At 58.5% G+C, this 22,146-nt stretch carries 23 protein-coding genes and 1 other RNA gene; 13 read left to right on the top strand and 11 right to left on the bottom strand.

The window, feature by feature from the left end; translation table 11 throughout:
• Positions 1–9: 9 nt before the first annotated feature.
• Positions 10–795, bottom strand: a complete 786-nt coding sequence (locus V6P94_RS02355) for a transporter substrate-binding domain-containing protein (protein WP_133079086.1) — start codon at positions 793–795, stop codon at positions 10–12.
• A 256-nt stretch (positions 796–1,051) separates the two neighbouring features.
• Here V6P94_RS02355 and V6P94_RS02350 point away from each other — a divergent pair, with 256 nt between their 5' ends.
• The 5 genes from V6P94_RS02350 (at position 1,052) to V6P94_RS02330 (ending at position 6,279) form a co-directional block, all read left to right on the top strand.
• Positions 1,052–1,759: an FCD domain-containing protein gene (locus V6P94_RS02350; protein WP_133079085.1), complete on the top strand. Its 708-nt coding sequence runs from the start codon at positions 1,052–1,054 to the stop codon at positions 1,757–1,759.
• A gap of 120 nt (positions 1,760–1,879) precedes the next feature.
• Positions 1,880–2,209, top strand: a complete 330-nt coding sequence (gene trxA / locus V6P94_RS02345) for a thioredoxin TrxA (RefSeq protein ID WP_016783018.1) — start codon at positions 1,880–1,882, stop codon at positions 2,207–2,209.
• Positions 2,210–2,442: 233 nt separating this feature from the next.
• Positions 2,443–3,702, top strand: a complete 1,260-nt coding sequence (gene rho, locus V6P94_RS02340) for a transcription termination factor Rho (protein ID WP_003438291.1) — start codon at positions 2,443–2,445, stop codon at positions 3,700–3,702.
• A 142-nt stretch (positions 3,703–3,844) separates the two neighbouring features.
• On the top strand, positions 3,845–5,311 hold the full coding sequence (gene ubiD / locus V6P94_RS02335) for a 4-hydroxy-3-polyprenylbenzoate decarboxylase (protein ID WP_133079084.1): 1,467 nt from the start codon (positions 3,845–3,847) through the stop codon (positions 5,309–5,311).
• Complete coding sequence (locus tag V6P94_RS02330) at positions 5,311–6,279, top strand: CDP-6-deoxy-delta-3,4-glucoseen reductase (RefSeq protein WP_133079083.1); 969 nt, start codon at positions 5,311–5,313, stop codon at positions 6,277–6,279. The genes ubiD and V6P94_RS02330 overlap by 1 nt, the downstream gene beginning before the upstream one ends.
• A 98-nt stretch (positions 6,280–6,377) precedes the next feature.
• Here the strand turns inward: V6P94_RS02330 and V6P94_RS02325 are convergent, their stop codons facing one another.
• Entirely contained in the window at positions 6,378–6,857 is a 480-nt protein-coding gene (locus tag V6P94_RS02325; protein ID WP_338648998.1) for a sn-glycerol-3-phosphate transporter, read from the bottom strand.
• Between the two features lie 202 nt (positions 6,858–7,059).
• Between V6P94_RS02325 and V6P94_RS02320 the strand changes: the two genes are divergently transcribed.
• Positions 7,060–7,719 carry a gamma-glutamylcyclotransferase gene (locus V6P94_RS02320; protein ID WP_257622990.1) on the top strand — a complete coding sequence of 220 codons (660 nt, stop codon included), beginning with the start codon at positions 7,060–7,062 and terminating at the stop codon, positions 7,717–7,719.
• Here V6P94_RS02320 and glpT read toward each other — a convergent pair.
• The gene (gene glpT, locus V6P94_RS02315; RefSeq protein ID WP_133079082.1) at positions 7,716–9,071 is read right to left on the bottom strand and encodes a glycerol-3-phosphate transporter; all 1,356 of its coding nucleotides are present in this window, start codon (positions 9,069–9,071) and stop codon (positions 7,716–7,718) included. The genes V6P94_RS02320 and glpT overlap by 4 nt on opposite strands.
• A 366-nt stretch (positions 9,072–9,437) precedes the next feature.
• Here glpT and V6P94_RS02310 point away from each other — a divergent pair, with 366 nt between their 5' ends.
• Positions 9,438–9,806 (top strand): hypothetical protein, encoded by a 369-nt coding sequence (locus tag V6P94_RS02310; protein ID WP_133079081.1) that lies wholly within the window; start codon positions 9,438–9,440, stop codon positions 9,804–9,806.
• A gap of 100 nt (positions 9,807–9,906) precedes the next feature.
• The gene (locus tag V6P94_RS02305) at positions 9,907–10,311 is read left to right on the top strand and encodes a flagellar basal body-associated protein FliL (RefSeq protein ID WP_133079080.1); all 405 of its coding nucleotides are present in this window, start codon (positions 9,907–9,909) and stop codon (positions 10,309–10,311) included.
• A gap of 18 nt (positions 10,312–10,329) precedes the next feature.
• Here V6P94_RS02305 and V6P94_RS02300 read toward each other — a convergent pair whose 3' ends face one another.
• From V6P94_RS02300 to V6P94_RS02285, 4 genes are all read right to left on the bottom strand, one after another.
• The gene (locus V6P94_RS02300; protein ID WP_133079079.1) at positions 10,330–11,448 is read right to left on the bottom strand and encodes an ABC transporter permease; all 1,119 of its coding nucleotides are present in this window, start codon (positions 11,446–11,448) and stop codon (positions 10,330–10,332) included.
• Complete coding sequence (rbbA, locus tag V6P94_RS02295; protein WP_338648997.1) at positions 11,448–14,189, bottom strand: ribosome-associated ATPase/putative transporter RbbA; 2,742 nt, start codon at positions 14,187–14,189, stop codon at positions 11,448–11,450. Before rbbA ends, V6P94_RS02300 begins: the two co-directional genes overlap by 1 nt.
• A complete protein-coding gene (locus V6P94_RS02290) occupies positions 14,186–15,151 on the bottom strand; it encodes an HlyD family secretion protein (protein WP_133079077.1) in 966 nt (321 codons plus the stop codon). Before V6P94_RS02290 ends, rbbA begins: the two co-directional genes overlap by 4 nt.
• Positions 15,152–15,295: 144 nt before the next feature.
• Complete coding sequence (locus tag V6P94_RS02285) at positions 15,296–15,745, bottom strand: EVE domain-containing protein (RefSeq protein ID WP_133079076.1); 450 nt, start codon at positions 15,743–15,745, stop codon at positions 15,296–15,298.
• A 194-nt stretch (positions 15,746–15,939) separates the two neighbouring features.
• Here V6P94_RS02285 and V6P94_RS02280 point away from each other — a divergent pair, with 194 nt between their 5' ends.
• A complete protein-coding gene (locus V6P94_RS02280; protein WP_019824485.1) occupies positions 15,940–16,089 on the top strand; it encodes a hypothetical protein in 150 nt (49 codons plus the stop codon).
• A gap of 42 nt (positions 16,090–16,131) precedes the next feature.
• Here V6P94_RS02280 and V6P94_RS02275 read toward each other — a convergent pair whose 3' ends face one another.
• The 4 genes from V6P94_RS02275 to V6P94_RS02260 form a co-directional block, all read right to left on the bottom strand.
• Positions 16,132–16,737 carry a 5-formyltetrahydrofolate cyclo-ligase gene (locus V6P94_RS02275; protein ID WP_133079075.1) on the bottom strand — a complete coding sequence of 202 codons (606 nt, stop codon included), beginning with the start codon at positions 16,735–16,737 and terminating at the stop codon, positions 16,132–16,134.
• An 86-nt stretch (positions 16,738–16,823) separates the two neighbouring features.
• Positions 16,824–17,001: non-coding RNA, 6S RNA (gene ssrS / locus V6P94_RS02270), on the bottom strand.
• A 31-nt stretch (positions 17,002–17,032) separates the two neighbouring features.
• On the bottom strand, positions 17,033–17,350 hold the full coding sequence (locus tag V6P94_RS02265) for a cell division protein ZapA (protein ID WP_019824488.1): 318 nt from the start codon (positions 17,348–17,350) through the stop codon (positions 17,033–17,035).
• A complete protein-coding gene (locus V6P94_RS02260; RefSeq protein ID WP_019824490.1) occupies positions 17,347–17,556 on the bottom strand; it encodes a TIGR02449 family protein in 210 nt (69 codons plus the stop codon). The genes V6P94_RS02265 and V6P94_RS02260 overlap by 4 nt, the downstream gene beginning before the upstream one ends.
• Positions 17,557–17,678: 122 nt before the next feature.
• Here V6P94_RS02260 and V6P94_RS02255 point away from each other — a divergent pair, with 122 nt between their 5' ends.
• The 4 genes from V6P94_RS02255 (at position 17,679) to V6P94_RS02240 (ending at position 22,075) form a co-directional block, all read left to right on the top strand.
• Positions 17,679–18,236 carry a YecA family protein gene (locus V6P94_RS02255; protein ID WP_133079073.1) on the top strand — a complete coding sequence of 186 codons (558 nt, stop codon included), beginning with the start codon at positions 17,679–17,681 and terminating at the stop codon, positions 18,234–18,236.
• A 29-nt stretch (positions 18,237–18,265) separates the two neighbouring features.
• Positions 18,266–19,588 (top strand): Xaa-Pro aminopeptidase, encoded by a 1,323-nt coding sequence (pepP, locus tag V6P94_RS02250; RefSeq protein WP_133079072.1) that lies wholly within the window; start codon positions 18,266–18,268, stop codon positions 19,586–19,588.
• Positions 19,585–20,772 carry a 2-octaprenyl-6-methoxyphenyl hydroxylase gene (gene ubiH, locus V6P94_RS02245; protein ID WP_338648992.1) on the top strand — a complete coding sequence of 396 codons (1,188 nt, stop codon included), beginning with the start codon at positions 19,585–19,587 and terminating at the stop codon, positions 20,770–20,772. The genes pepP and ubiH overlap by 4 nt, the downstream gene beginning before the upstream one ends.
• Positions 20,773–20,857: 85 nt before the next feature.
• On the top strand, positions 20,858–22,075 hold the full coding sequence (locus tag V6P94_RS02240; RefSeq protein WP_338649425.1) for a 2-octaprenyl-3-methyl-6-methoxy-1,4-benzoquinol hydroxylase: 1,218 nt from the start codon (positions 20,858–20,860) through the stop codon (positions 22,073–22,075).
• Positions 22,076–22,146: the final 71 nt, after the last annotated feature.

Raw genomic sequence — 22,146 nt, 5'->3', positions numbered from 1 at the left:
CGCAAGCTATCAGAGGTCAGCGGGCAGCGGCTCTTTGAGCCATTGCAGCGCGTTTTTCTCCAGGCTGCCGTCAGCCTTGGCCGTGGCGAGAATCTGGTTCACTTTGTCCAGCAACTCGGGCTGGCCCTTGTTGACGCCCACGTAGACCGGCGAATCCTTGAGTTTGAGCTTCATCGCCGGGAGACGCTTGGGGTTGCGCTCGCTGATGGTGACCATCACCACGTTGCCACTGGCGATCAAGTCCACCTGGCCCGCCAGGTAAGCGGCGATGGTTGAGTTGTTGTCTTCGAAGCGCTTGATCGTGACGCCGGCAGGAGCCACGTTGGTCAGTTCGATGTCTTCGATCGCACCCCGGGTGACGCTGATGGTTTTACCCTTGAGGTCGTCCAGGGTTTTGATTTGAACGTCTGGCGGTCCAAACACGCCCAGGTAGAACGGCGCGTAAGCGTTTGAGAAGTCGATGACTTTTTCGCGATCAGGGTTTTTACCGAGGCTGGAAATCACCACGTCGACTTTGCCGGTCGTCAGGTAAGGCACGCGATTGGTGCTGTTGACGGGGGTCAGCTCAAGCTTGACCTTGAGCTGGTCGGCCAGCAGTTTGGCGGTGTCGATGTCCAGCCCCCGAGGCTTCATGTCAGGGCCCACCGAGCCGAAGGGCGGAAAATCCTGAGGGACTGCGACCTTGAGCGTGCCGCGTGCAATTACATCCTCAAGGTCATTGGCGTGAGCCGGGGCCTGGCTCAGCATCAGGCTGGCGAACAAGGCGCAAATCAGGGCGCTGTAGCGCTGGGTCATGGCAACTCTCCGGGAACGGGCGGGCGGTGGTGTCTGTTTTGGACAGAGCACAGGCCATGCCAACAGGGGATTTATGGCCTGCGAAGCTGATGAAAGAAGGCTTGTGGTGGTCGGACTGGTCTGAACAGTGGTCGGGTTTTTTGCACCTCGATCGAGCGTTCGTTCCAAGGCTTGAACCGGCTTGGGGCGTGACTTGCCGAGCGTTGGCAATAGCTTTACAACTACGGCTTTCCTGAGCCGATCAAGCCGATTTGTGATGAATTCAAGCGCACGGGCCGTACCCGAAGTGGCATTGCTGGCCATTCGTAAATTGATCGTCGAGAACGGTTTTGTACCGGGCGATGCCTTGCCGTCTCAACGCGAGCTGGCCGTGCAACTGGGTGTCAGCCGGGCATCGTTGCGCGAGGCGTTGTCCTCACTCAGCGCACTGGGCGTGATCAGCGTGCAGCCGGGCAAAGGTGTGTATGTCCAGGCGGCAGATGAGCCCGCGGTCGTGACGCCGGCGGCGGACTGGCCCTTTGCGGCGCAGGCCTGCGCGCAGGATATTTTCCAGCTGCGTTACGCGCTGGAAGGCTTTGCCGCCGGGCTGGCGGCGGTGCGGTTGACCCGCGACGAACTGGACGTGCTGCAAGACAATGTCGAGGCAATGCGTCATGAATTGCGCGCCGAGGATTTTGAGCGGGCCGCGCAACTGGACTTCGAGTTTCATCAACTGATTCTGCGCGCCAGTGGCAATCAGGCAATGGCCAATATTTTGATTACCCGCGCCGATATTTTTCTCGAAAGCCAGAAGTTGCCGTTCATCCGCCGTGAGCGGGTGATGGAAACCTGGCAGGAACATCGCAAAATACTCCGGGCACTGGCCCGCCACGCCAGTGGCCCCGCGCATAAAGCCATGGGCGAGCACATTCGCCAGGCTGCATCACGAACCGGGATAGTGTTCGTCACCCCTGCCGGCTTGTGAAGCGGGCGATATCCGCACTCATGCACCACTATAGTAAGAGTCAATCATCCCTCACCTTCCTGAACGCGGTGATGACGGCTATGATGTGCTACGTTTTTGCTTACAACCACGGAGACTTCCATGAGCAGCGATCTTATTAAACACGTCACCGACGCTAGCTTTGAGGCCGATGTTCTCAAGGCTGAAGGCGCTGTACTGGTCGACTACTGGGCTGAATGGTGTGGCCCTTGCAAAATGATCGCGCCGGTTCTGGACGAGATCGCAGAGACTTACAAAGGCAAGCTGACTGTTGCCAAGCTGAACATTGATGAAAACCAGGAAACCCCGGCCAAGCACGGCGTACGTGGTATTCCTACGTTGATGCTGTTCAAGAACGGCAACGTCGAAGCCACCAAGGTCGGTGCGCTGTCGAAGTCGCAGTTGGCTGCATTCCTCGACGCCAACATCTAAGCGTCGATAAAGGCCCCGCTAAATGCGGGGCTTTTTCATGGCTCAAGGACTAGACGCTATGAAACTCAAGTGGTACATTCGGCCCCGCACTGGTTTCTCCACTGCCCCCTGCAAGCCGTCGCCGACGCACTCCTTATCGAATTAGTACGCGATCCTGTCGCCTTCTCTGCGGCGCGGCCTCATTAAGCCAAAAGCTTAATTTCCCCCTCCATAAATGATTACGTCATTCCTATATGAACCTGACTGAACTCAAGCAAAAGCCGATTACCGAACTGCTCGAATTGGCCGAACAGATGGGCATAGAAAATATGGCCCGTTCGCGCAAGCAGGACGTGATTTTCTCCCTGCTCAAAAAGCACGCGAAAAGCGGCGAGGAAATCTCCGGTGATGGCGTGCTGGAGATTCTCCAGGACGGCTTCGGCTTCCTGCGTTCCGCTGATGCCTCTTACCTGGCCGGCCCAGACGATATCTACGTCTCGCCAAGCCAGATTCGACGCTTCAACTTGCGCACTGGCGACACCATCGTCGGTAAAATCCGTCCGCCAAAAGAAGGCGAGCGGTACTTCGCACTGCTGAAAGTCGACACGATCAACTACGATCGTCCAGAGAACGCGAAAAACAAGATTCTCTTCGAGAACTTGACCCCGCTGTTCCCGACCGTACGCATGAAGATGGAAATCGGTAACGGTTCCACCGAAGATCTGACCGGTCGTGTCATCGACCTGTGTGCACCGATCGGTAAAGGTCAGCGCGGTCTGATCGTTGCTCCGCCAAAAGCGGGCAAGACCATCATGCTGCAGAACATCGCGTCGAACATTTCGCGTAACAACCCTGAAGTGCACTTGATCGTTCTGTTGATCGACGAGCGCCCGGAAGAAGTAACCGAAATGCAGCGTACCGTGCGCGGCGAAGTGGTTGCCTCCACCTTCGACGAGCCACCAACCCGCCACGTGCAGGTTGCTGAAATGGTGATCGAGAAGGCCAAGCGCCTGGTCGAACACAAGAAAGACGTGGTGATCCTGCTCGACTCCATCACCCGTCTGGCCCGTGCCTACAACACCGTGATCCCGAGCTCCGGCAAGGTATTGACCGGTGGTGTCGATGCTCACGCCCTTGAGAAGCCAAAGCGTTTCTTCGGTGCTGCGCGAAACATCGAAGAAGGCGGCTCGCTGACCATCATCGCTACCGCGCTGGTTGAAACCGGCTCGAAGATGGATGAAGTGATCTACGAAGAGTTCAAAGGCACCGGCAACATGGAACTGCCTCTGGACCGCAAGATCGCTGAAAAGCGCGTCTTCCCTGCGATCAACATCAACCGTTCCGGCACTCGCCGCGAAGAGTTGCTGACCGCGGACGACGAGCTGCAACGCATGTGGATTTTGCGCAAGCTGTTGCACCCGATGGACGAAGTCGCAGCTATCGAGTTCTTGATCGACAAGCTGAAACAGACCAAGACCAACGATGAGTTCTTCCTGTCGATGAAGCGCAAGTAAGTCGTCGCAGGCAAGCAAAAGCCGGGGAAACCCGGCTTTTTGCTGTCTGAGCTTTTTTGATCCGGGCAGCTCTCCCTTCTGAACAGACGGCTTGGGCGCTACACTCTGTCTCCCAACGCCACGGCCACTACGAGGCTCAAGCATGCAGTATCGCGACTTACGCGACTTTATCAGCGGCCTGGAAAAGCGCGGCGAACTCAAGCGCATCCAGGTTCCAGTGTCTCCCAAGCTGGAAATGACAGAAATTTGCGATCGCACTTTGCGCGCCAAAGGTCCGGCTTTGCTGTTCGAAAACCCGGTGGGTTACGACATCCCTGTGCTCGGCAACCTGTTTGGTACGCCGGAGCGCGTGGCCTTGGGCATGGGCGCCGAAGCGGTCAGTGAATTACGTGAAATCGGCAAGCTGCTGGCGTTCCTTAAAGAACCCGAGCCGCCTAAAGGTCTGAAAGACGCGTGGTCCAAGTTGCCGATCTTCCGCAAGATCATTGCCATGGCCCCGAAAGTCGTCAAGGACGCGGTGTGCCAGGAAGTGGTCGTTGAAGGTGATGACGTCGACCTCGGTCAGTTGCCGGTCCAGCACTGCTGGCCGGGCGATGTTGCGCCCCTGATTACCTGGGGCCTGACCGTGACCAAAGGTCCGAACAAGGAACGTCAGAACCTGGGCATTTATCGCCAGCAAGTGATTGGTCGCAACAAGGTCATCATGCGCTGGTTGAGCCACCGTGGCGGCGCGCTGGACTACCGTGACTGGTGCGAAAAACACCCCGGCCAGCCATTCCCGGTTTCCGTGGCCCTGGGTGCAGATCCTGCGACCATTCTCGGCGCCGTCACCCCCGTGCCGGACAGCCTTTCCGAATACGCCTTCGCGGGCTTGCTACGTGGCAATCGCACCGAGCTGGTGAAGTGTCGCGGTAATGACCTGCAAGTGCCGGCCACGGCTGAAATCATTCTTGAAGGCGTGATCCACCCTGGCGAGATGGCCCCCGAAGGCCCGTACGGTGACCACACCGGTTACTACAACGAAGTCGACAGCTTCCCGGTATTTACCGTTGAGCGCATCACCCACCGGGTCAAGCCGATCTACCACAGCACCTACACCGGCCGTCCACCGGATGAGCCGGCGATTTTGGGCGTGGCGCTGAATGAAGTGTTTGTGCCGATCCTGCAAAAGCAGTTTCCGGAAATTACCGACTTCTACCTGCCACCCGAAGGCTGCTCGTATCGGATGGCCATCGTGACCATCAAAAAGCAGTATCCGGGGCACGCCAAGCGCGTAATGCTGGGTGTGTGGTCGTTTTTGCGCCAGTTCATGTACACCAAATTCGTTATCGTCACCGACGACGACATCAATGCCCGCGACTGGAACGACGTGATCTGGGCCATCACCACGCGCATGGATCCCAAGCGCGATACGGTGATGATCGATAACACGCCCATCGATTACCTCGACTTTGCCTCGCCGGTTTCCGGCCTGGGTTCGAAGATGGGGCTGGATGCAACCAACAAATGGCCAGGTGAAACCACCCGCGAATGGGGCCGTGTCATCGTCAAGGATGAGGCGGTCACTCGCCGGATCGATGACATCTGGAATCAATTAGGAATAGATTGATGCGTGTAACCTTGCAGCCTTCAGGTGCGGTGCTGGAAACCTTGCCTGGCGAGCGAATTCTGGATGCGGCGCAACGTCTGGGCTATGAATGCCCGCAGAGCTGTCGCAATGGTAATTGCCACGTGTGTGCGGCCTTGCTGGTTGAGGGCCAGGTGGAGCAAGCGGGTGACGTGCGCGATCATGGCGAGTTTTATACCTGCCTGGCGGCCCCGCTTGAAGACTGTGTGGTGTTGTGGGATGGCGTGCTTGCGTTGGGAGAGTTACCGGTGCGTAGCCTGGCGTGTCAGTTGACCGAATGTGTCGATATGGGTGGCGATGTGTGGCGGGTGCGCTTGCGTGCGCCTGCAGGCAAGCCGCCGCGTTATCACGCCGGGCAATACGTGATGCTGGAGCGTGAAAATGGCGACAAGTCGGCATTTTCACTGGCCAGCGCCCCGCATTCGGGACGCGACCTTGAGTTGCATGTGCTGGTTCGCGAGGACAGCGCCCGGCGCCTGATCGAACAACTGCAGCGCAACAAGATGGTCCGTCTCGAGCTGCCGTTCGGTGACACGCATTTGTCCGAATTGCCGGACGGCCCGCTGGTGCTGATCGCTGCGGGTACCGGCATGGCGCAAATGCACAGTTTGATCGAGCATTGCCGCGCAAAAGGGTTCAAGCACCCGGTGCACTTGTACTGGGGTGTACGTCGTCCTGAAGATTTCTACACCCTGGAAGAGTGGGAGCAATGGGAGAAAATCCCCAACCTGTTCCTGCACAAAGTGGTGAGTGATCTGTGCGGGTGGGAAGGTCGGTGCGGCATGCTGCATGAAGCCGTGTGCGAAGACATCAGCGATCTGGCCAGTGTGCATGTCTATGCCAGCGGTTCACCGGCGATGATCTACGGCACCCTCGACGCCCTGGTGGCAGCCGGCATGGACGCGCACCAGATGCGCGCCGACGTCTTTGCCTACTGCCCGCGGCCTTGAATGTGTGGGAGCGGGCTTGCTCGCGATGGCATCACGGCGGTCATGCAGGTAGACCGCGCCGTCTGCATCGCGGCAAGCCCGCTCCCACAGTTTTTGCCTCAAAAACGTAAACCGGTGGTGATCATTGCGGCATTGAAGCCCAGCAGCACCAGCTCGACGGCTGCCGGGCCATAGTAGGCGCCGACCGAAGGAATGATCACCGGCGCTACGCCAAAGCGGTTAAGCGGGATCTTGTCCTGATATTCGCCGTGATAGCCTTCCAGCAGGCCGCCTGTGAGCTTCAAATACACAGGGTAGGTGTCGCTATCAAAGCGCTTGCCCGCATAGGCGTAATACGAACGCTGGCGAAATGAGTTGCGAAAGGTTGCCCCGCCAACTAACCAGCCTGAAGCGTCATGGCGCTCAATACCGATTAGATCCTGATTGTTGTTGTGCTCAGAGTCTGGCGAAAAGTGCCGGGTATAGACACTGGTTTGCAGATACCAAAACCCCTCTTTTTTTTGCTGTGCGTCATCTTGTGCCAGTGCGGAAGTGGCATACGCCAGTATCGCCAGGAAGCAAATCCCAAGTTTTCTCATCTACCTACCTCATTGGGCGTGCGCCTGCGGCCAGCAACTATAAAGGGATGACTTGAACATCCCCTGAACAAAACGAATTCTAGTGTAGTTGCAATCATGAAGTCGCCCGGTCATACGTCTTGCCGAGCAGGCCATATGGCATTTGGTGCTATAAGATTAATGTCGTTATTTTGTTTACTGCATGTAATGCCTGTAGGACCCAATGCCACCAGCGATAAATATCAGTGAATCTTCTTGCCTGAATCTGGCTTATCCGCCGCGACTTGATCTCGGTGCGCCGCTGACGCCAGAACAATTGCTCAACTCCATGCACAGCACCATGGCGCGTCATCAAGGCGGGCCGGTCTGGCTATTTGCATATGGTTCACTGATCTGGCGTCCTGAGTGCACGGCGGTCGAACGCGTGCGTGGCCGGGTGCATGGCTACCATCGCGGGCTGTATTTGTGGTCTCACGAGCATCGCGGCACACCTCAGTGGCCGGGCCTGGTCTTTGGCCTGGACCGTGGTGGTTCGTGCAGTGGCTTCGCTTATCGCTTGCCGGAAGACAACCTCGACGCTTCGCTTTACGCCCTGTGGCTGCGTGAAATGCCAGTGCCCTCGTATCGACCGCACTGGCTGACGTGCCGACTCGAAGACGGCAGTCAGGTGCAGGCTTTGGGGTTTGTGCTGGAGCGACATCTACCCAGCTATGCGGGCAACTTGCCGGATGGCGTGTTGAGCCAGGTACTGGCCAACGCCAGCGGACGCTACGGTACGACTCGCGATTATGTCGAGCAGACCGTAAGCGCCCTGCGCAGCCACGCCATGCCAGATCGAAATCTGGAGGCGCGGCTCAAGCGCTGTGTGCCGATCACGCCTTAGGCGGGAGCAGTAACCGCACGTTCTTCACTGGCCACATTTTTGTGGCGCAGGGTCGGGATCATGAACGCGATGGCCAACAGGCACGCGCTGATCAGCAGCACAAAGCCGCCATCCCAACCGAAGTGGTCAACCAGGTAGCCCATTGCCGCGCTGGCCGCGACCGAACCGCCCAGGTAGCCGAACAACCCGGTAAAGCCTGCGGCAGTCCCTGCAGCTTTCTTGGGTGCCAGTTCCAGAGCCTGCAAGCCGATCAGCATCACCGGCCCATAAATCAGGAAGCCGATAGAAAACAGCGCGATCATGTCGATGGTCGGGTTGCCCGGCGGGTTGAGCCAGTAAACCAGTGTCGCAACAGTCACCAGCGACATGAACACGATGCCGGTCAGGCCGCGATTGCCGCGAAAGATCTTGTCCGACATCCAGCCGCACAGCAGCGTGCCCGGAATCCCTGCCCACTCGTAGAAGAAGTACGCCCACGAGGTGGTGTCCACCGTGAAGTGCTTGGCTTCCTTCAGATAGGTTGGCGCCCAGTCCAGTACGCCATAGCGCAGCAGGTAAACGAACACGTTGGCCATGGCGATATACCAGAGCATTTTGTTGCGCAGCACGTATTTGACGAAGATCTCTTTGGCACTGAACTCGTCTTCGTGGCTGGCGTCGTAACCCGCCGGATAATCATTTTTGTACTCTTCAATCGGCGGCAAGCCGACTGACTGCGGCGTATCGCGCATGGCAATAAACGCAAACAGTGCCACTAACAGGGCAACGGTGGCGGGTACATAGAAAGCGGCGTGCCAGTCGTTGAACCAGGCCATGCCCAGCAAAAACAGCGGGCCGATCAGGCCGCCGCCCACGTTGTGGGCCACGTTCCACACAGACACCACACCGCCGCGTTCTTTCTGCGACCACCAGTGAACCATGGTCCGGCCACTGGGCGGCCAGCCCATGCCCTGAGCCCAGCCGTTGATAAACAGCAAAATGAACATCATGGTCACGCTGGACGTTGCCCAAGGTGCGAAACCGAAAATGAACATGACCCCAGCTGAAATCATCAAGCCAAAAGGCAAAAAGAAGCGTGGATTAGAGCGGTCGGACACCAGTCCCATCAGGAACTTGGACAGGCCGTAGGCAATGGCTATCGCCGACATCGCCACGCCCAGTTGACCCCGGGTATAACCCTCGTCAATCAGGTAAGGCATGGCCAGCGAGAAGTTTTTACGCAGCAGGTAGTAACCGGCGTAACCAAAAAAGATACCGGCGAAAATCTGCCAGCGCAGTCGTCGATAGGTGCTGTCTATTTTTTCTTCAGGCAGGGGAGCCTGGTGTGCGGCAGGTCGGAAAAAAGCAAACATTCAAGAGCTCCAAATTTCTTGTTATATCAGCGGTGCCGAACGTTACATTTTCGTTACTGAAAATGACAGGCCTTATCCCTGGAGCTTAAGGAATAATCCCACGCACGATTTTCGCTTGTGAACATCTCGCGTGCTTATAAACCCGACAGCAGACACCTTGAGTCTGGGATCTGTCAGAAATCTACTTTCAAGGGCTGATAAATAACTGTTCTGAGATGTTTAAGTGGGCAGAGGCGGGTTGTTCAATCGGAGCGATCTCACGACAGGATCGGAGCCAGTGAACTGAGAGGTCAGTCAGCACATCACTACTATTTCCCCCTTTGGATTCCAGTGGGCGCGGTTTGGCGCAAAAGAAGGGGGCTGTAAATGAAGTGTCTGGTGTGGTTTTTCGTGATGTTTATGGCAGCGGGTGCACGGGCAGAGGCGTTTTCGATCGACCTGCGCAGCGCAACCTGCCTCAAGCTGAGCCGGGAAGTGAAGGGCTACCTTCGTGGCGCAATTGACCAGCCTCTGGCCGAGATGACGTTGTTCCGGCAGACCCGCAGCCTATTGATCGAGGGTTTTGAGGCCGGGCAGTATTCCATCGATCAGTTGGCGACGGGCTTGTACGCGCTTTCGCAAGGTGCGGACAAAGTGGTTGAAACCTGTCAGCGAAAACGCAGCCGGAAATTTGTGGACATGTTGCCTGAACGCGTCAGGGCGCTACTGATGACCGGGGTGGCTGGACACAACTGAATCGCGCTGGCCTACGGCTTTTCAGGGATTGGCCGATAAGGGTAGATAGGTCCGCAAGCAGCCCCGTATGCTTGCCCCTAACCGTATTAAGGAGCGAATTGTGAAAGCGTGGATCATGTTGATGCTGGCCCTGTCCTTGCCGATGGCAGCGGTTGGAGAAGAGGCGCAAGAAGGCGGCGACAAGGTTAGCTATATCACCCTGAGCCCACCGTTTGTAGGCAATTACGGCCTGGACGGCAGTTCGAAACTCAAGGTGTACAAGGCCGATATTTCCTTGCGCGTGACGGGCCCCGAGGCTGCCAAGGCGGTTAAAGCCAATGACCCGTTGATTCGTAATCAACTGGTGGGGCTGTTTACCCAGCAGACCAGCGACACCCTGGGCAGCGTCGAGGCAAAGGAGAAGCTGCGTCAGCAAGCCCTGAAGCAGATCCAGCAGGTGATGAGCGATGAAACCGGCAAACCGATGGTGGACGATTTGCTGTTCAACAATTTGATCGTTCAGTAAGGCGCAACACGCCCGACACTACGAGGCAAGGCTCTTGCGGAAACGCGCCAGCGCGATGGCGAAGAACACCAGCCCGATGGCGGCCAGTGCCAACAAGTCGGGCCACACCACATTCACCCCCGCATCGCGGAACAGTATCGCCGCGCTCAGGCTCACAAAGTGGGTCGACGGCGAGCACTGCATCACCCATTGCAGCCATTGGGGCATGCTGTCCAGCGGCGTGCTGCCACCTGAAAGCAAGAGCATCGGGATGATCACGGGTATGGCCAGCAAACCGAATTGCGGCGTTGAGCGGGCCAGCGTTGCCAGAAAGATTCCCAGCGCAGTGCTGGCAAACAGGTAGAGCGCAGTGACTAGTAAAAACAGGGTCAGCGATCCCGCCAGCGGCACGCCCAGCGCCCACTTCACCACCACTTCCAGTGATATCCAGGTACACAGCACCACCACCAGCATGTTGCTCCAGATTTTCGCCAGCATGATTTCCAGAGCCGTCAGCGGCAGCACCAGAAGATGGTCGAGGGTGCCATGTTCCCGCTCCCGCAGCAGGGCGGTGCCCGTCAGCACAATGGCCAGAATGGTGATGTTATTCACAATCTGGATGACGGCCAGAAACCATCCACCCTCCAGGTTTGGGTTGAACAGTGCCCGGTTACTGATCAGCACCGGGGTTTTGGCTGCCGCGTCGGCCTGTCCGGTGTAATTGAGCAGCTCCCGCTGGAAGATCCGCCCGATGTAACCCGCACCCATGAAGGCTTGGCTCATGGCCGTGGCATCAACGTTGACCTGCACGCTCGGCTCACGCCCGGCCAGCAAGTCGGCCTGAAAATTGACCGGCACGTTGATCACAAACGTGTACTGGCCGCTGTCCATCGATTGGTCCAGTTGATCGTAGGGCAGGGCTTGCGGGGCCTGGAACTCTGGGGGCAGCAGCGATTCAGCGAGTTTGCGGGACAAGGCGCTGTGGTCTTCATCGACGATGGCAACGCTGGCGTTGTGCACCCCGATAATCGAACCGGCAGCGGGCATGTAAATAGCCACGGTGAAGGCGTAGAACAAAAACAGCAGTAACACGCTGTCGTGGCGCAGGCTGGTCAGTTCTTTAAGGCCAAGGCGCAGGATGTGCGAGAGCTTGTGCATCAGACCTCCTGCTTCTTGAGCATGATCAGGCTCAGCCCGGTGAAGACCATAAAGAACCCCAGCAAGGCCAGGCACTGGGGCCACAACTGGCGCAAATCCAGGGCTTTGGTAAAGGTGCCTACGGCAATGTCGAGAAAGTGCCCGGCCGGGAACAGCATGCCCATCAGTGCCGCCGAGCCCTCAAGCGAGGAGCGCGGCACTATCAGCCCGGAGAACTGAATGGTCGGCAAGCTGGTGATAATCATGGTGCCCAGGATCGCCGCAATCTGGGTGCGGGTGAAGGCGGAAATCAGCAAGCCCATGCTGGTGGTTGCCAGCACATACAGCAGCCCGCCTAGCGCCAGCGTGACACCGCTGCCCTTGAATGGAACGCCGAACAGCCAGCGGTTCATCGCCACCAGCAATGCCAGATTGACCAGGCTTACGGCCAGATACGGCGCCTGCTTGCCCAGCAGGAATTCGAGGCGGGTGAGGGGCGTGGCGTAGAAGTTGGTAATTGACCCCAGTTCCTTTTCGCGCACGATGCCCAGCGCTGTGAGCATGGCCGGGATAAACGCGAGGATGAGCGCCATCACGCCGGGGCCGATGGCGTTCACGCTGATGACGTCCTGGTTGTAGCGAAAGCGGGTTTCGAGTTTGGCCGCTGCCTGTCTGTTTTGCGCCTGACTGCTGAGGGTGGAGAGCTGCTCAAGGTTGGCGGTGTGTACCGCTTCGACATAGTTGCGGCTGGTTTCGGCCCGAAATGGCATGCCACCGTCCAGCCAGGCGGCGACCGTGGGCTGGCGTCCGGCGTACAAGTCGCGGCCAAAGCCTGGCGGGATCTCCAGGGCAATTTTGATTTCAGAGCGTTGCAAGCGTTTGTGCAACTCGTCGGCGCTGCTGATCGGGGCATGCTCTTCGAAGTAGCGTGAGCTGCGGAAGGCTTCCAGGTAGGCGCGGCTTTGTGGGCTCTGATCCTGGTCGTAGACGGCGAAGGCCAGGTTCTCGACGTCCAGAGAAATGCCGTAGCCAAATATCACCATCATGAACACGGCGCCCAGCAAGGCGAACGCCATGCGCACTTTGTCGCGCAGCAATTCCTTGGATTCGCGGCTGGCGACAGCGATCAGCCGGGTCAGGCTAAAGCCTTTTTTGCTGATCGGCGGCGGGGCATTGGCCACCGGCGTGGCGACAGGCTCAGCTTCAGGCGCAGGGCTGGCGTCCTGATCGTTTTGTGCCTGTTCCAGGCAGGTGACAAACGCGGCTTCCAATGTGTCGCCCTTGAACTGGTGTTGCAGCGCATCGGGCGTGTCGCAGGCCAGCACTTTGCCCGCGTGCATCAACGATATGCGGTCGCAGCGTTGAGCTTCGTTCATGAAGTGGGTGGACAGAAAGATGGTCACCCCTTGCTCGCGTGACAGCTCGATCAGTAAACGCCAGAAGTCATCGCGGGCGGCAGGGTCGACCCCCGAGGTTGGCTCATCGAGGATCAGCACTTCGGGGCGATGCAGCACGGCAACCGCCAGCGACAAACGCTGGCGAAGGCCCAGCGGCAATTCGCCGGACTGTTGTGAGGCCACATCGCCCAAGTCGAAACGCTCGATCAACTCTTCGATACGCGGTTCGCTTTCGGCCTTGGGCAAGTCGAACAGTTGCGCGTGCAACACCAGGTTTTGCCGCACGCTCAACTCACCGTACAGCGAGAAGCTTTGCGACATGAAGCCCACACGCTTGCGGGTGGCCAGGTCTTTGGCATTGACCGGATTGCCAAGCAATTTGGCGCTGCCTTCGGTGGCGGGCATCAGTCCGGTCAGGACTTTCATGGTGGTGGTTTTGCCGCAGCCGTTGGAGCCTAAAAAGCCGAAGATTTCACCTCGGCCAATGGCGAAGCTGACGTTGTTCACTGCCGTAAAGTCGCCGAACCGTAGGGTCAGGTCGTGGGCCTCAATGGCGATATCGCTGTTGTCGCTGTTGTCGCTGGTGCGAGGCGGGATCACCAAAGGCTCATTATTGTGCCCGCTGTCACCCTGGTAATGGGTGAAGGCTTCGTCGAGCTTGCCGGTAGCAGTGACGGTCGCCAACTCATGGCTTAAACCGGCGGCAATCAATTTGCCGCGATCGAGCATCAGGCAGTGTTCAAACTGCTCAGCCTCTTCCATGTAGGCAGTTGCCACCAGAAGCGTCAGTTGAGGGCGCTGGCTGCGTACGTCATCCACCAGTTCCCAGAAGCGTCGACGCGATAGCGGGTCAACCCCGGTGGTGGGCTCGTCGAGGATCAGCAAGTCCGGCTCGTGGATCAGCGCGCAGCACAGCCCGAGCTTTTGCTTCATCCCGCCCGACAGCTTGCCCGCGGGACGTTCGGCAAAACGCTCCAGGTCGGTGGCCTTGAGCAGTTCGGCCATGCGCTGTTCGCACTCCTCTTTTGAGAGGCCGAACAGGGTGCCAAAAAAGCGGATGTTTTCGCTGATCGACAATTCGGGATAAAGGTTGCCGCCCAGGCCTTGGGGCATAAACGCGATCAGTGGGTACAGGGTGTTGCGATGGCGGCGGTCGTCAATCGGGCCGCCGAGCACTTCAAGGTTGCCTTGTTGAAGTTTTTTGACCCCGGCAATCAGTCCCAGCAGGCTCGATTTACCTGCACCGTCCGGGCCGATCAAACCACAGCGCGTGCCTTTTGGCAGGCTGAAGGCGATGTCGAACAATGCCTGTTGTTTGCCATACCAGTGGCTGATGCCACTGGCGTTGAGCGCCAGGTCGCTCATTGCAGATTAGCCGGCCAGGCGACGTCTGCGGTTCGTACATAACCTGCTCCCGGCATGCCCGGCTTGGCCTGGGGCACGGCGCTTGGGTCGGTGAGGCGCAGCTTGACGCGAAACACCAGTTTTTGCCGCTCGTCGCGGGTTTCGACCTCTTTGGGCGTGAATTGCGATTTGGCCGCGACAAAAGCAATTTTGGCCGGCAGCGCCTGGTCGGGCAGGGCGTCGAGCACGATGCGGGCGTCGGCACCCACGGTCAGCTTGCCGACCACCGAAGCGGGCATGTACAGGTTCATGTACTGGTCGCTGGGGTCGATCATCATAAATACCCGTCCGCCTGCGCCCAGCACTTCGCCGGGTTCGGCAAGGCGCAACTGGATCACGCCGTTGATGGGAGCGCGCAGGCTGCTGTCATCGATTTCGCTGGTGAGTTGCGCAACTTGGGCTTCGGATGAGCCGATCGCGGCTTTGGCTGCTGCAACCTGGGCCTGTGCTGCCACCACGGCTGCGTTGCTGGTATCAAACCGTGCCTGTTGCTGGTCGAGTTGCTGGCCGCTGGCAAAACCGCGTTGGGACAGTTGGCGAAAGCGCGCGAGTTCCTGGCTGGCCAGCCGCTTTTCGCTTTGGCGCAATTGCACATTGGCTTCGTTGGCGGCCAGGGTTTGGCGGGCGCGCAGCACTTCGGCTTCGGCTTGCGCGCGGGTCGCTTCCAGGGTGCGGGTATCCATGCGGGCCAGCAGTTGGCCCTGAGTCACGCGATCACCTTCATCGACCAGCACTTCGGCCAGGCGTCCCGGGGTTTTGGCTGCAATCTGTACTTCTGTGGCTTCGAGTCGACCGTTGGCCATGCTGATGCCTTCAGGAAGGCTGTCGAGCCGGGATTTCCAATACCCGAACCCGCCTGCTGCGATCAGCAGGACAGCCAAGGGGATGACGAAATAATGGGAAATTCGAGAATTGCTAGACATGCCGACATCCTGTGTCACAGAGCGCTCTAGTTTGACGTTTTCAAGGCGATTACGACTTGATGTCAGTCAAAGGAAGACCAGAGCGTAGACGGGAATACAGGATGTTGCTTGCCACGAGGCGTGGCGAGTGGTGGGAGCGGGTGTTTACAACAACCCCATCACCGCAGCCCATTGATCATCCGTAACGGGCATCACTGAAAGGCGGCTGCCTTTTTGTACCAGCGGCATTTCGGCCAGGGCCGTTTGTTGTTTGAGGTAATCGAGCTTGATCACTTTGGGGAAGGTCTGCTCGTGGGCTACCTGCAGGGCGCTCCACGGATTTTTTTCGGCGCTGGCCTTGGGATCGAAGTAATGGCTTTCAGGGTCGAGGGCGGTCGGGTCGGGGTAGGCTGCTTCGACAATGCGACCAATCCCGGCAATACCCGGCTCGGGGCAGCTGGAGTGATAAAAGAAGAACAGATCGCCAACTGCCATGGCTCGCATAAAGTTGCGCGCCTGATAGTTGCGCACGCCATCCCAGCGCGCTTCACCGAGCGTGTGCAAGTCTTTGATCGAGAACTCGTCAGGCTCGGATTTCATCAACCAATAGGCCATTTTCTACTCCAGAAACATGCTGTGGTTATTTTGTCTGGCAACATTTTGATAAACCGACAGTCGGTTGACGCCAGAGTTTGCGTGTGTGTTCGTGTTGCCGCAGAATGCCCGGCTTTGAAGCTTGACGCTGCTGCACGGCCTATAACAAAAACCGTTGCTGTCATCGTGTTGATTTGCCTGAAGGAGGGCAATCGATGAAACGCAAACCGGATTTACTGTGGATGCTGGTTATTTTGTTCGGTTTGGGTGTGGTTACAACGGGCTATGCGCAAAGTCTCTGGTCAAACTCGATTGACGAGCCGATTGAGCTGACACAACAGCAAGTACAACCCTTCAAACGCTAAAACCTGATCGAAGGCATCACTTGAACGGTGATGCCCTGGTTGTCAGTGGGCGACGTACCAATGACTGTCCGAGACGGTGCCCTGCAAAGGGACATCCCAACTGGCCTGGGCCAGAGATTCGACTTTCTGACACTCGTGGGCCAGCCCCAATAGCGTCGGCTTGCGCCAGCTTTGGCGTCTAGCCTGATATGCCAGGCTGCGGTCATAAAAGCCGCCGCCCATGCCCAGTCGCCCCCCCGTTGCATCAAATCCCACCAATGGCAGCAGCACCAGGTCCAGAGCCCAGACCTTGCGTTGGCGTGCACGGTTGATTCGCGGTTCGAGAATCCGAAAACGGTTGGGGATCAGCTTCTCGCCGGGAGCAACCCGCTGGAAGACCATCTTGGTTCTTGGCCAGGCGCTGAGGACCGGCAGGTAGGTGATCTTGCCCCGGCGCTGGGCTTCGCGCAGCAGCAGGCGCGGATCAATTTCACCGTCGGTGGGCAAATAAAGGGAAATGTGTTTGGCGCGGCGAAACAGCGGGTGTTGTGACAGTTGCCGGTACAGGCCGCGGGCGGCCTGGCGTTGCGCGCAGGGCGACAGGTCGCGGCGGGCTTTGCGCAGCATTCGGCGAAGTTGCGGGCGGGTAGGCGTCGCAGGTTCGTTCATTTGGCGTGCTGTTCAAGGACGAGTTCACCACAGGGTGGCTCGTGGAAGCCAATGCCAGCAGGTGGCTGACATTGCGCTAGGAAATCAGGCTCCCCGACGTACCGCTGTCGGCTTGGCCCTTGAACCCGAAAGTTCAAGGTGGAAGTTGCAGTAGACCTTAAGGCTTTCCGTCTAGCGGACATGCACACCGGCCCAACGTGCAAGCTCCAGGGTAGTGCGAATCGGCTCAGGGACATCGCTAACTGGCGAATACTCCAGGGAGTGGCGCGAGTATACCCCAAAGTAACGTTTTGAATCAGCTTTGACGTTCGTTCGGATCAGTGGCCAGCACCAGATCAACGCGCTCCAGCAAGTCGCGCACTTGCTCACGGGTGGAGCTGCTGGTTTGAACTTCGGCGACTTCCTGCTTGTGCAGCAGATCGTGGGTGATATTCAGAGCAGCCATCACGGCGATACGGTCGGCGCCGATGACTTTGCCGCTGCTGCGGATTTCGCGCATTTTCCCATCCAGATAACGGGCAGCGCTCACCAGATTGCTCCGCTCTTCCTGGGGGCACATGATCGAATATTCTTTATCGAGGATATGCACGGTGACGCTACTGCTTGAACTCATGAGTCTTGCTCCAGGGCTTTGAGGCGCGAAATCATCGATTCCACCTTGTGTCGGGCGATTTCGTTTTTTTCAATGAGGTGCGCGCGTTCCTCGCGCCAAGTCTTTTCCTGAGCAATTAAGAGTGCGTTTTGGCGGTTAAGTTGCTCGACTCGGCTAATCAGCAGTTCGAGTCTAGCCATCAGTGCATGCAGGTCGGTGTCTTCCATTGTGTCCTACTGTGTGTTTTCTGATGGATGGGGACTGACGCCTCGATGGTCTGGCACGTCTGCCAATGCTAGGATACAAGCCCTCCATTCTAGACATAGCGCCGCTTGGCGCCTAGCTGACCATGCCTATTCAGAATTCCCCGTATCAAGCCTTTGTAACCCTGCTGACTGCCAGCGGCCACTCCGTTTCGCCTGCTGAACTGCACGGCCACTTGCTGGGCCGCAGCTGCGCGGGCGCCGGTTTTGATGCCGAAGGCTGGTTGGTTGAAGCCAGCGAGCTGTTGGCAGGCGAGCCGCAAGACAACGTACGCAATGCCTTGATCGGATTGCAAGAGATGGTCAAGGGTGAACTGACCAGCGATGACATGACCGTTGTGCTGTTGCTGCCGACCGATGACGCGCCATTGCCTGAGCGCGCCGCAGCTTTGGGCCAGTGGTGCCAGGGTTTCCTGTCCGGTTTCGGCCTGACCCGCCGCGCCTACTCGTTGAGCGATGAAGCCAATGAAGTACTGCGCGACCTGGCAGCCATCGCCCAGGTGCAGGATGCACTTGAAGAGTCCGAAGACGGCGAAAGCGACTACATGGAAGTGATGGAGTACCTGCGTGTAGCACCGCTGCTGCTGTTCACCGAAACCAAAAAAACCGCTGAACCTGCGCCAGCCAAACCTTCGCTGCACTGATTGATCGTCGAGAGGGAACCCGTCTGCCCATGATCCATATCCCGAAAACGGAATACGCACGTCGCCGCAAGGCACTCATGACGCAGATGGAGCCCAACAGTATTGCGATTCTGCCCGCTGCGGCGGTGGCCATTCGCAATCGCGATGTCGAACATGTTTACCGTCAAGACAGCAACTTTCAGTACCTGAGCGGCTTTCCCGAGCCTGCGGCCGTGATCGTGTTGATCCCGGGCCGGGTACACGGCGAGTACGTGCTGTTTTGCCGCGAGCGCAATGCCGAGCGTGAATTGTGGGATGGTTTGCGGGCCGGGCAAGAAGGCGCTATCCGCGACTTCGGTGCCGACGACGCTTTCCCGATTACCGATATCGACGACATCCTGCCGGGGTTGATTGAAGGCCGCGACCGGGTCTACTCGGCGATGGGCGGTAATCCCGAATTCGACCGCAACCTGATGGAGTGGATCAACGGGATTCGCTCCAAGGCGAACCTCGGTGCCCAGCCGCCCAACGAATTTGTTGCTCTGGATCATCTGCTGCATGACATGCGCCTGTATAAATCGGCAGCAGAACTCAAGGTCATGCGCCACGCGGCGCAGATTTCGGCTCGCGCCCATGTGCGGGCCATGCAGGCCAGCCGCGCCGGTTTGCATGAGTACAGCCTTGAGGCCGAACTGGATTACGAATTCCGTAAAAGCGGGGCCAAAATGCCAGCCTATGGTTCGATCGTCGCCTCGGGTGATAACAGCTGCATCCTGCATTACCAGGAGAATGACGCACTGCTTAAAAGCGGTGACCTGGTGTTGATTGATGCTGGCTGCGAAATTGACTGCTACGCCAGCGATATCAGCCGTACGTTCCCGGTGAATGGCCGTTTTTCACCGGAACAAAAAGCGATCTATGAGCTGGTACTGGCAGCACAAGAAGCGGCATTTACCCAGATTGCCCCCGACAAACACTGGAATCAGGCCCACGAAGCAACCGTCCAGGTCATTACCGCCGGACTGGTGGAGCTGGGCCTGTTGCAGGGCGACGTGCAGGCACTGATCGCCAGTGAAGCCTACAAACCGTTTTACATGCACCGCGCTGGCCACTGGCTGGGGCTCGATGTGCACGACGTGGGGGAATACAAGGTGGGCGGTGAGTGGCGCGTGCTGGAAGTCGGCATGACCCTGACTGTGGAACCTGGCATTTACATCAGCCCTAACAACCTCAATGTCGCGAAAAAATGGCGTGGCATTGGCGTGCGGATCGAGGACGACGTAGTGGTCACCAGGCATGGCTGTGAAATCCTGACCGGCGATGTGCCAAAAACCGTCGCCGCTATCGAAGCGCTCATGGCGGGTGCGGCATGAGTCGCGTGAATCTGGCCATCATTGGCGGCGGCCTGGTGGGCGCGAGCCTGGCGCTGGCCTTGCAGGCCGGTGCCAAGGCACGGGGCTGGAAGATCGTTTTGATCGAGCCGTTTGCCCCCGGCAACACCTATCAGCCCAGCTATGACGCCCGCTCTTCGGCGCTCAGCTATGGCGCTCGAATCATCTATGAGCGTCTGGGCCTGTGGCAGTCGATTGCCGAGCGTGGCGAACCGATCAAGGACATTCACGTGTCCGATCGGGGGCGTTTCTCTACGGCACGGTTGTCGGCCAGCGAAGAAGGGGTTCCGGCGCTGGGTTATGTGGTCGAGAACGCCTGGCTGGGCCAGTGCCTGTGGAAAAGTCTGGATCCGGATGTGATCAGCTGGCGTTGCCCGGCTGAAGTTATCCACATGCAACCGCTGGAAGACGGCTATCGCCTGACCCTCAACGACGAGACCACCCTGGAGTGCGATCTCGCCGTCCTGGCCGATGGCGGGCGTTCGGGCTTGCGTGAGCAGTTGGGCATCCATGTGCGCCAACAGCCTTATAACCAAAGTGCCCTGATCGCCAATATCACCCCGAGCCAGCCCCACGGCGGGATGGCGTTCGAGCGTTTCACCGACGAAGGGCCAATGGCCTTGCTGCCGTTGCCTGACAACCGTTGTGCGCTGGTCTGGACTCGTTTGGGGATGGACGCCCAGCGTCTGGCTGCACTGGATGAGCGCAGTTTTCTCAGCGAGTTGCAGGGGGTGTTTGGTTATCGTCTGGGGACGCTCAAACAGGTGGGCGCCCGACATCTGTACCCGCTGACACTGATTGAAGCGCAAGAGCAGGTACGTCCGCATTTGGCGGTATTGGGCAATGCGGCCCACAGCCTGCATCCGATAGCCGGCCAGGGTTTCAACTTGTCCCTGCGTGATGCCCAGGCCCTGGCCGATGCCTTGCTGGGCAGTGATAAAAAGCCCGGTGATTTCGCTACGCTGCTGAGTTATCAACAGGCTCAAAAACTCGACCAGCAATTGACCATCGGTTTTTCGGACAAGGTGACGCGGGTGTTTGGCAGTGAGCAGCCCCTGGTTTCGTTTGGTCGCAACCTTGGCCTGCTCGGCCTTGATCTGGTGCCGCCGGCAAAACGCTGGTTCGCCCGTCAAGCGATGGGCCTGGGCACCCGCGCAGACAGTTGATGTCGGCGGGGCGAGCACGCCCCATGTCGATCCATTTTTTCAGGTGCGGCGTACGCCGCTAGCGAGACAGGCTTAAAGCATGGAAATGCGTGCAGATCTGCTGATTGTCGGGGCCGGAATGGTCGGAAGCGCACTGGCGCTGGCGCTCAAAGACAGCGGGCTGAAAATCCTGCTGCTCGATGGCAGCCCGCTGAGTGTCAAACCCTTTGCCGCCCAGGCCCCGTTCGAGCCGCGGGTCAGTGCCCTGTCGACTGCCAGCCAGCGCATTTTGCAGCGCCTGGGCGCGTGGGAGGGCATCACCCGGCGTCGCGTCAGCCCGTATGCTCACATGCAGGTATGGGATGGCAGCGGCACGGGGCAGATCCACTTCTCGGCGACCAGCGTTCATGCCGACGTGCTGGGTCATATCGTTGAAAACCGTGTGGTGCAGGATGCGCTGCTTGAGTGCTTGCAGGACTCCAGCATCGAAATGCTGGCCAATGCGCGCCTGGAACAGATGCGCCGCTCTGGCGACGACTGGCTGCTGACCCTGGCCGATGGTCGTACCTTGCGTGCGCCGTTGGTGATTGCCGCTGATGGCGCCAACTCGGCTGTACGCCGCCTGACCGGCTGTGAGACCCGCGAGTGGAATTATCAGCATCATGCCATCGTCACCAGCGTGCGTTGCTCAGAACCCCATCAGCAGACCGCCTGGCAGCGTTTTACCGACAATGGCCCGCTGGCATTCCTGCCATTGGAGCGCGAGGGTCAGCAGGACTGGTGTTCGATTGTCTGGTCGACCACGCCTGAACAGGCCGAGTATTTGATGGCGCTGGACGATGGCGCCTTCTGCCGCGAGCTGGAACTGGCTTTTGAAGGCCGTCTGGGCAGCGTGCTGAGCGCTGATCCGCGGGTGTGCGTGCCGCTGCGTCAGCGTCACGCCAAACGCTATGTCGCGGAAGGCCTGGCACTGATCGGTGATGCGGCACACACCATCCACCCGCTGGCCGGGCAGGGCGTGAATCTGGGGTTTCTGGATGCGGCGGTGCTGGCACATGTGCTGCTGCACGCGGTGGATCGCGGCGAGCGTCTGGCGGATGTGCGCGTGCTGAGCCGTTTTGAGCGTCGGCGCATGCCGCATAACCTGGCGTTGATGGCCGCCATGGAGGGTTTTGAGCGCTTGTTCCAGGCTGACTCGCTGACGGCACGATTGCTGCGCAACACCGGTTTGAAATGGGTCAATAAAATGCCCGAGGCCAAGGCCTTGTTTGTGCGTCAGGCACTGGGCCTGAGTGGCGACCTGCCGCCGCTGGCCAAGCCGTAACATCTGGTAACTCCTCCGGGGCGAGTTAGGTTGAGATGGGAAATGTGATTCACTACCATTTACGCCCGATT

The sequence above is a fragment of the Pseudomonas sp. ML2-2023-3 genome, from assembly GCF_037055275.1.
In the GTDB taxonomy this organism is placed as follows: Bacteria; Pseudomonadota; Gammaproteobacteria; order Pseudomonadales; family Pseudomonadaceae; genus Aquipseudomonas.
Note: the sequence above shows the minus strand (reverse complement) of the source record. Positions and strands in the feature narration are given on the sequence as shown.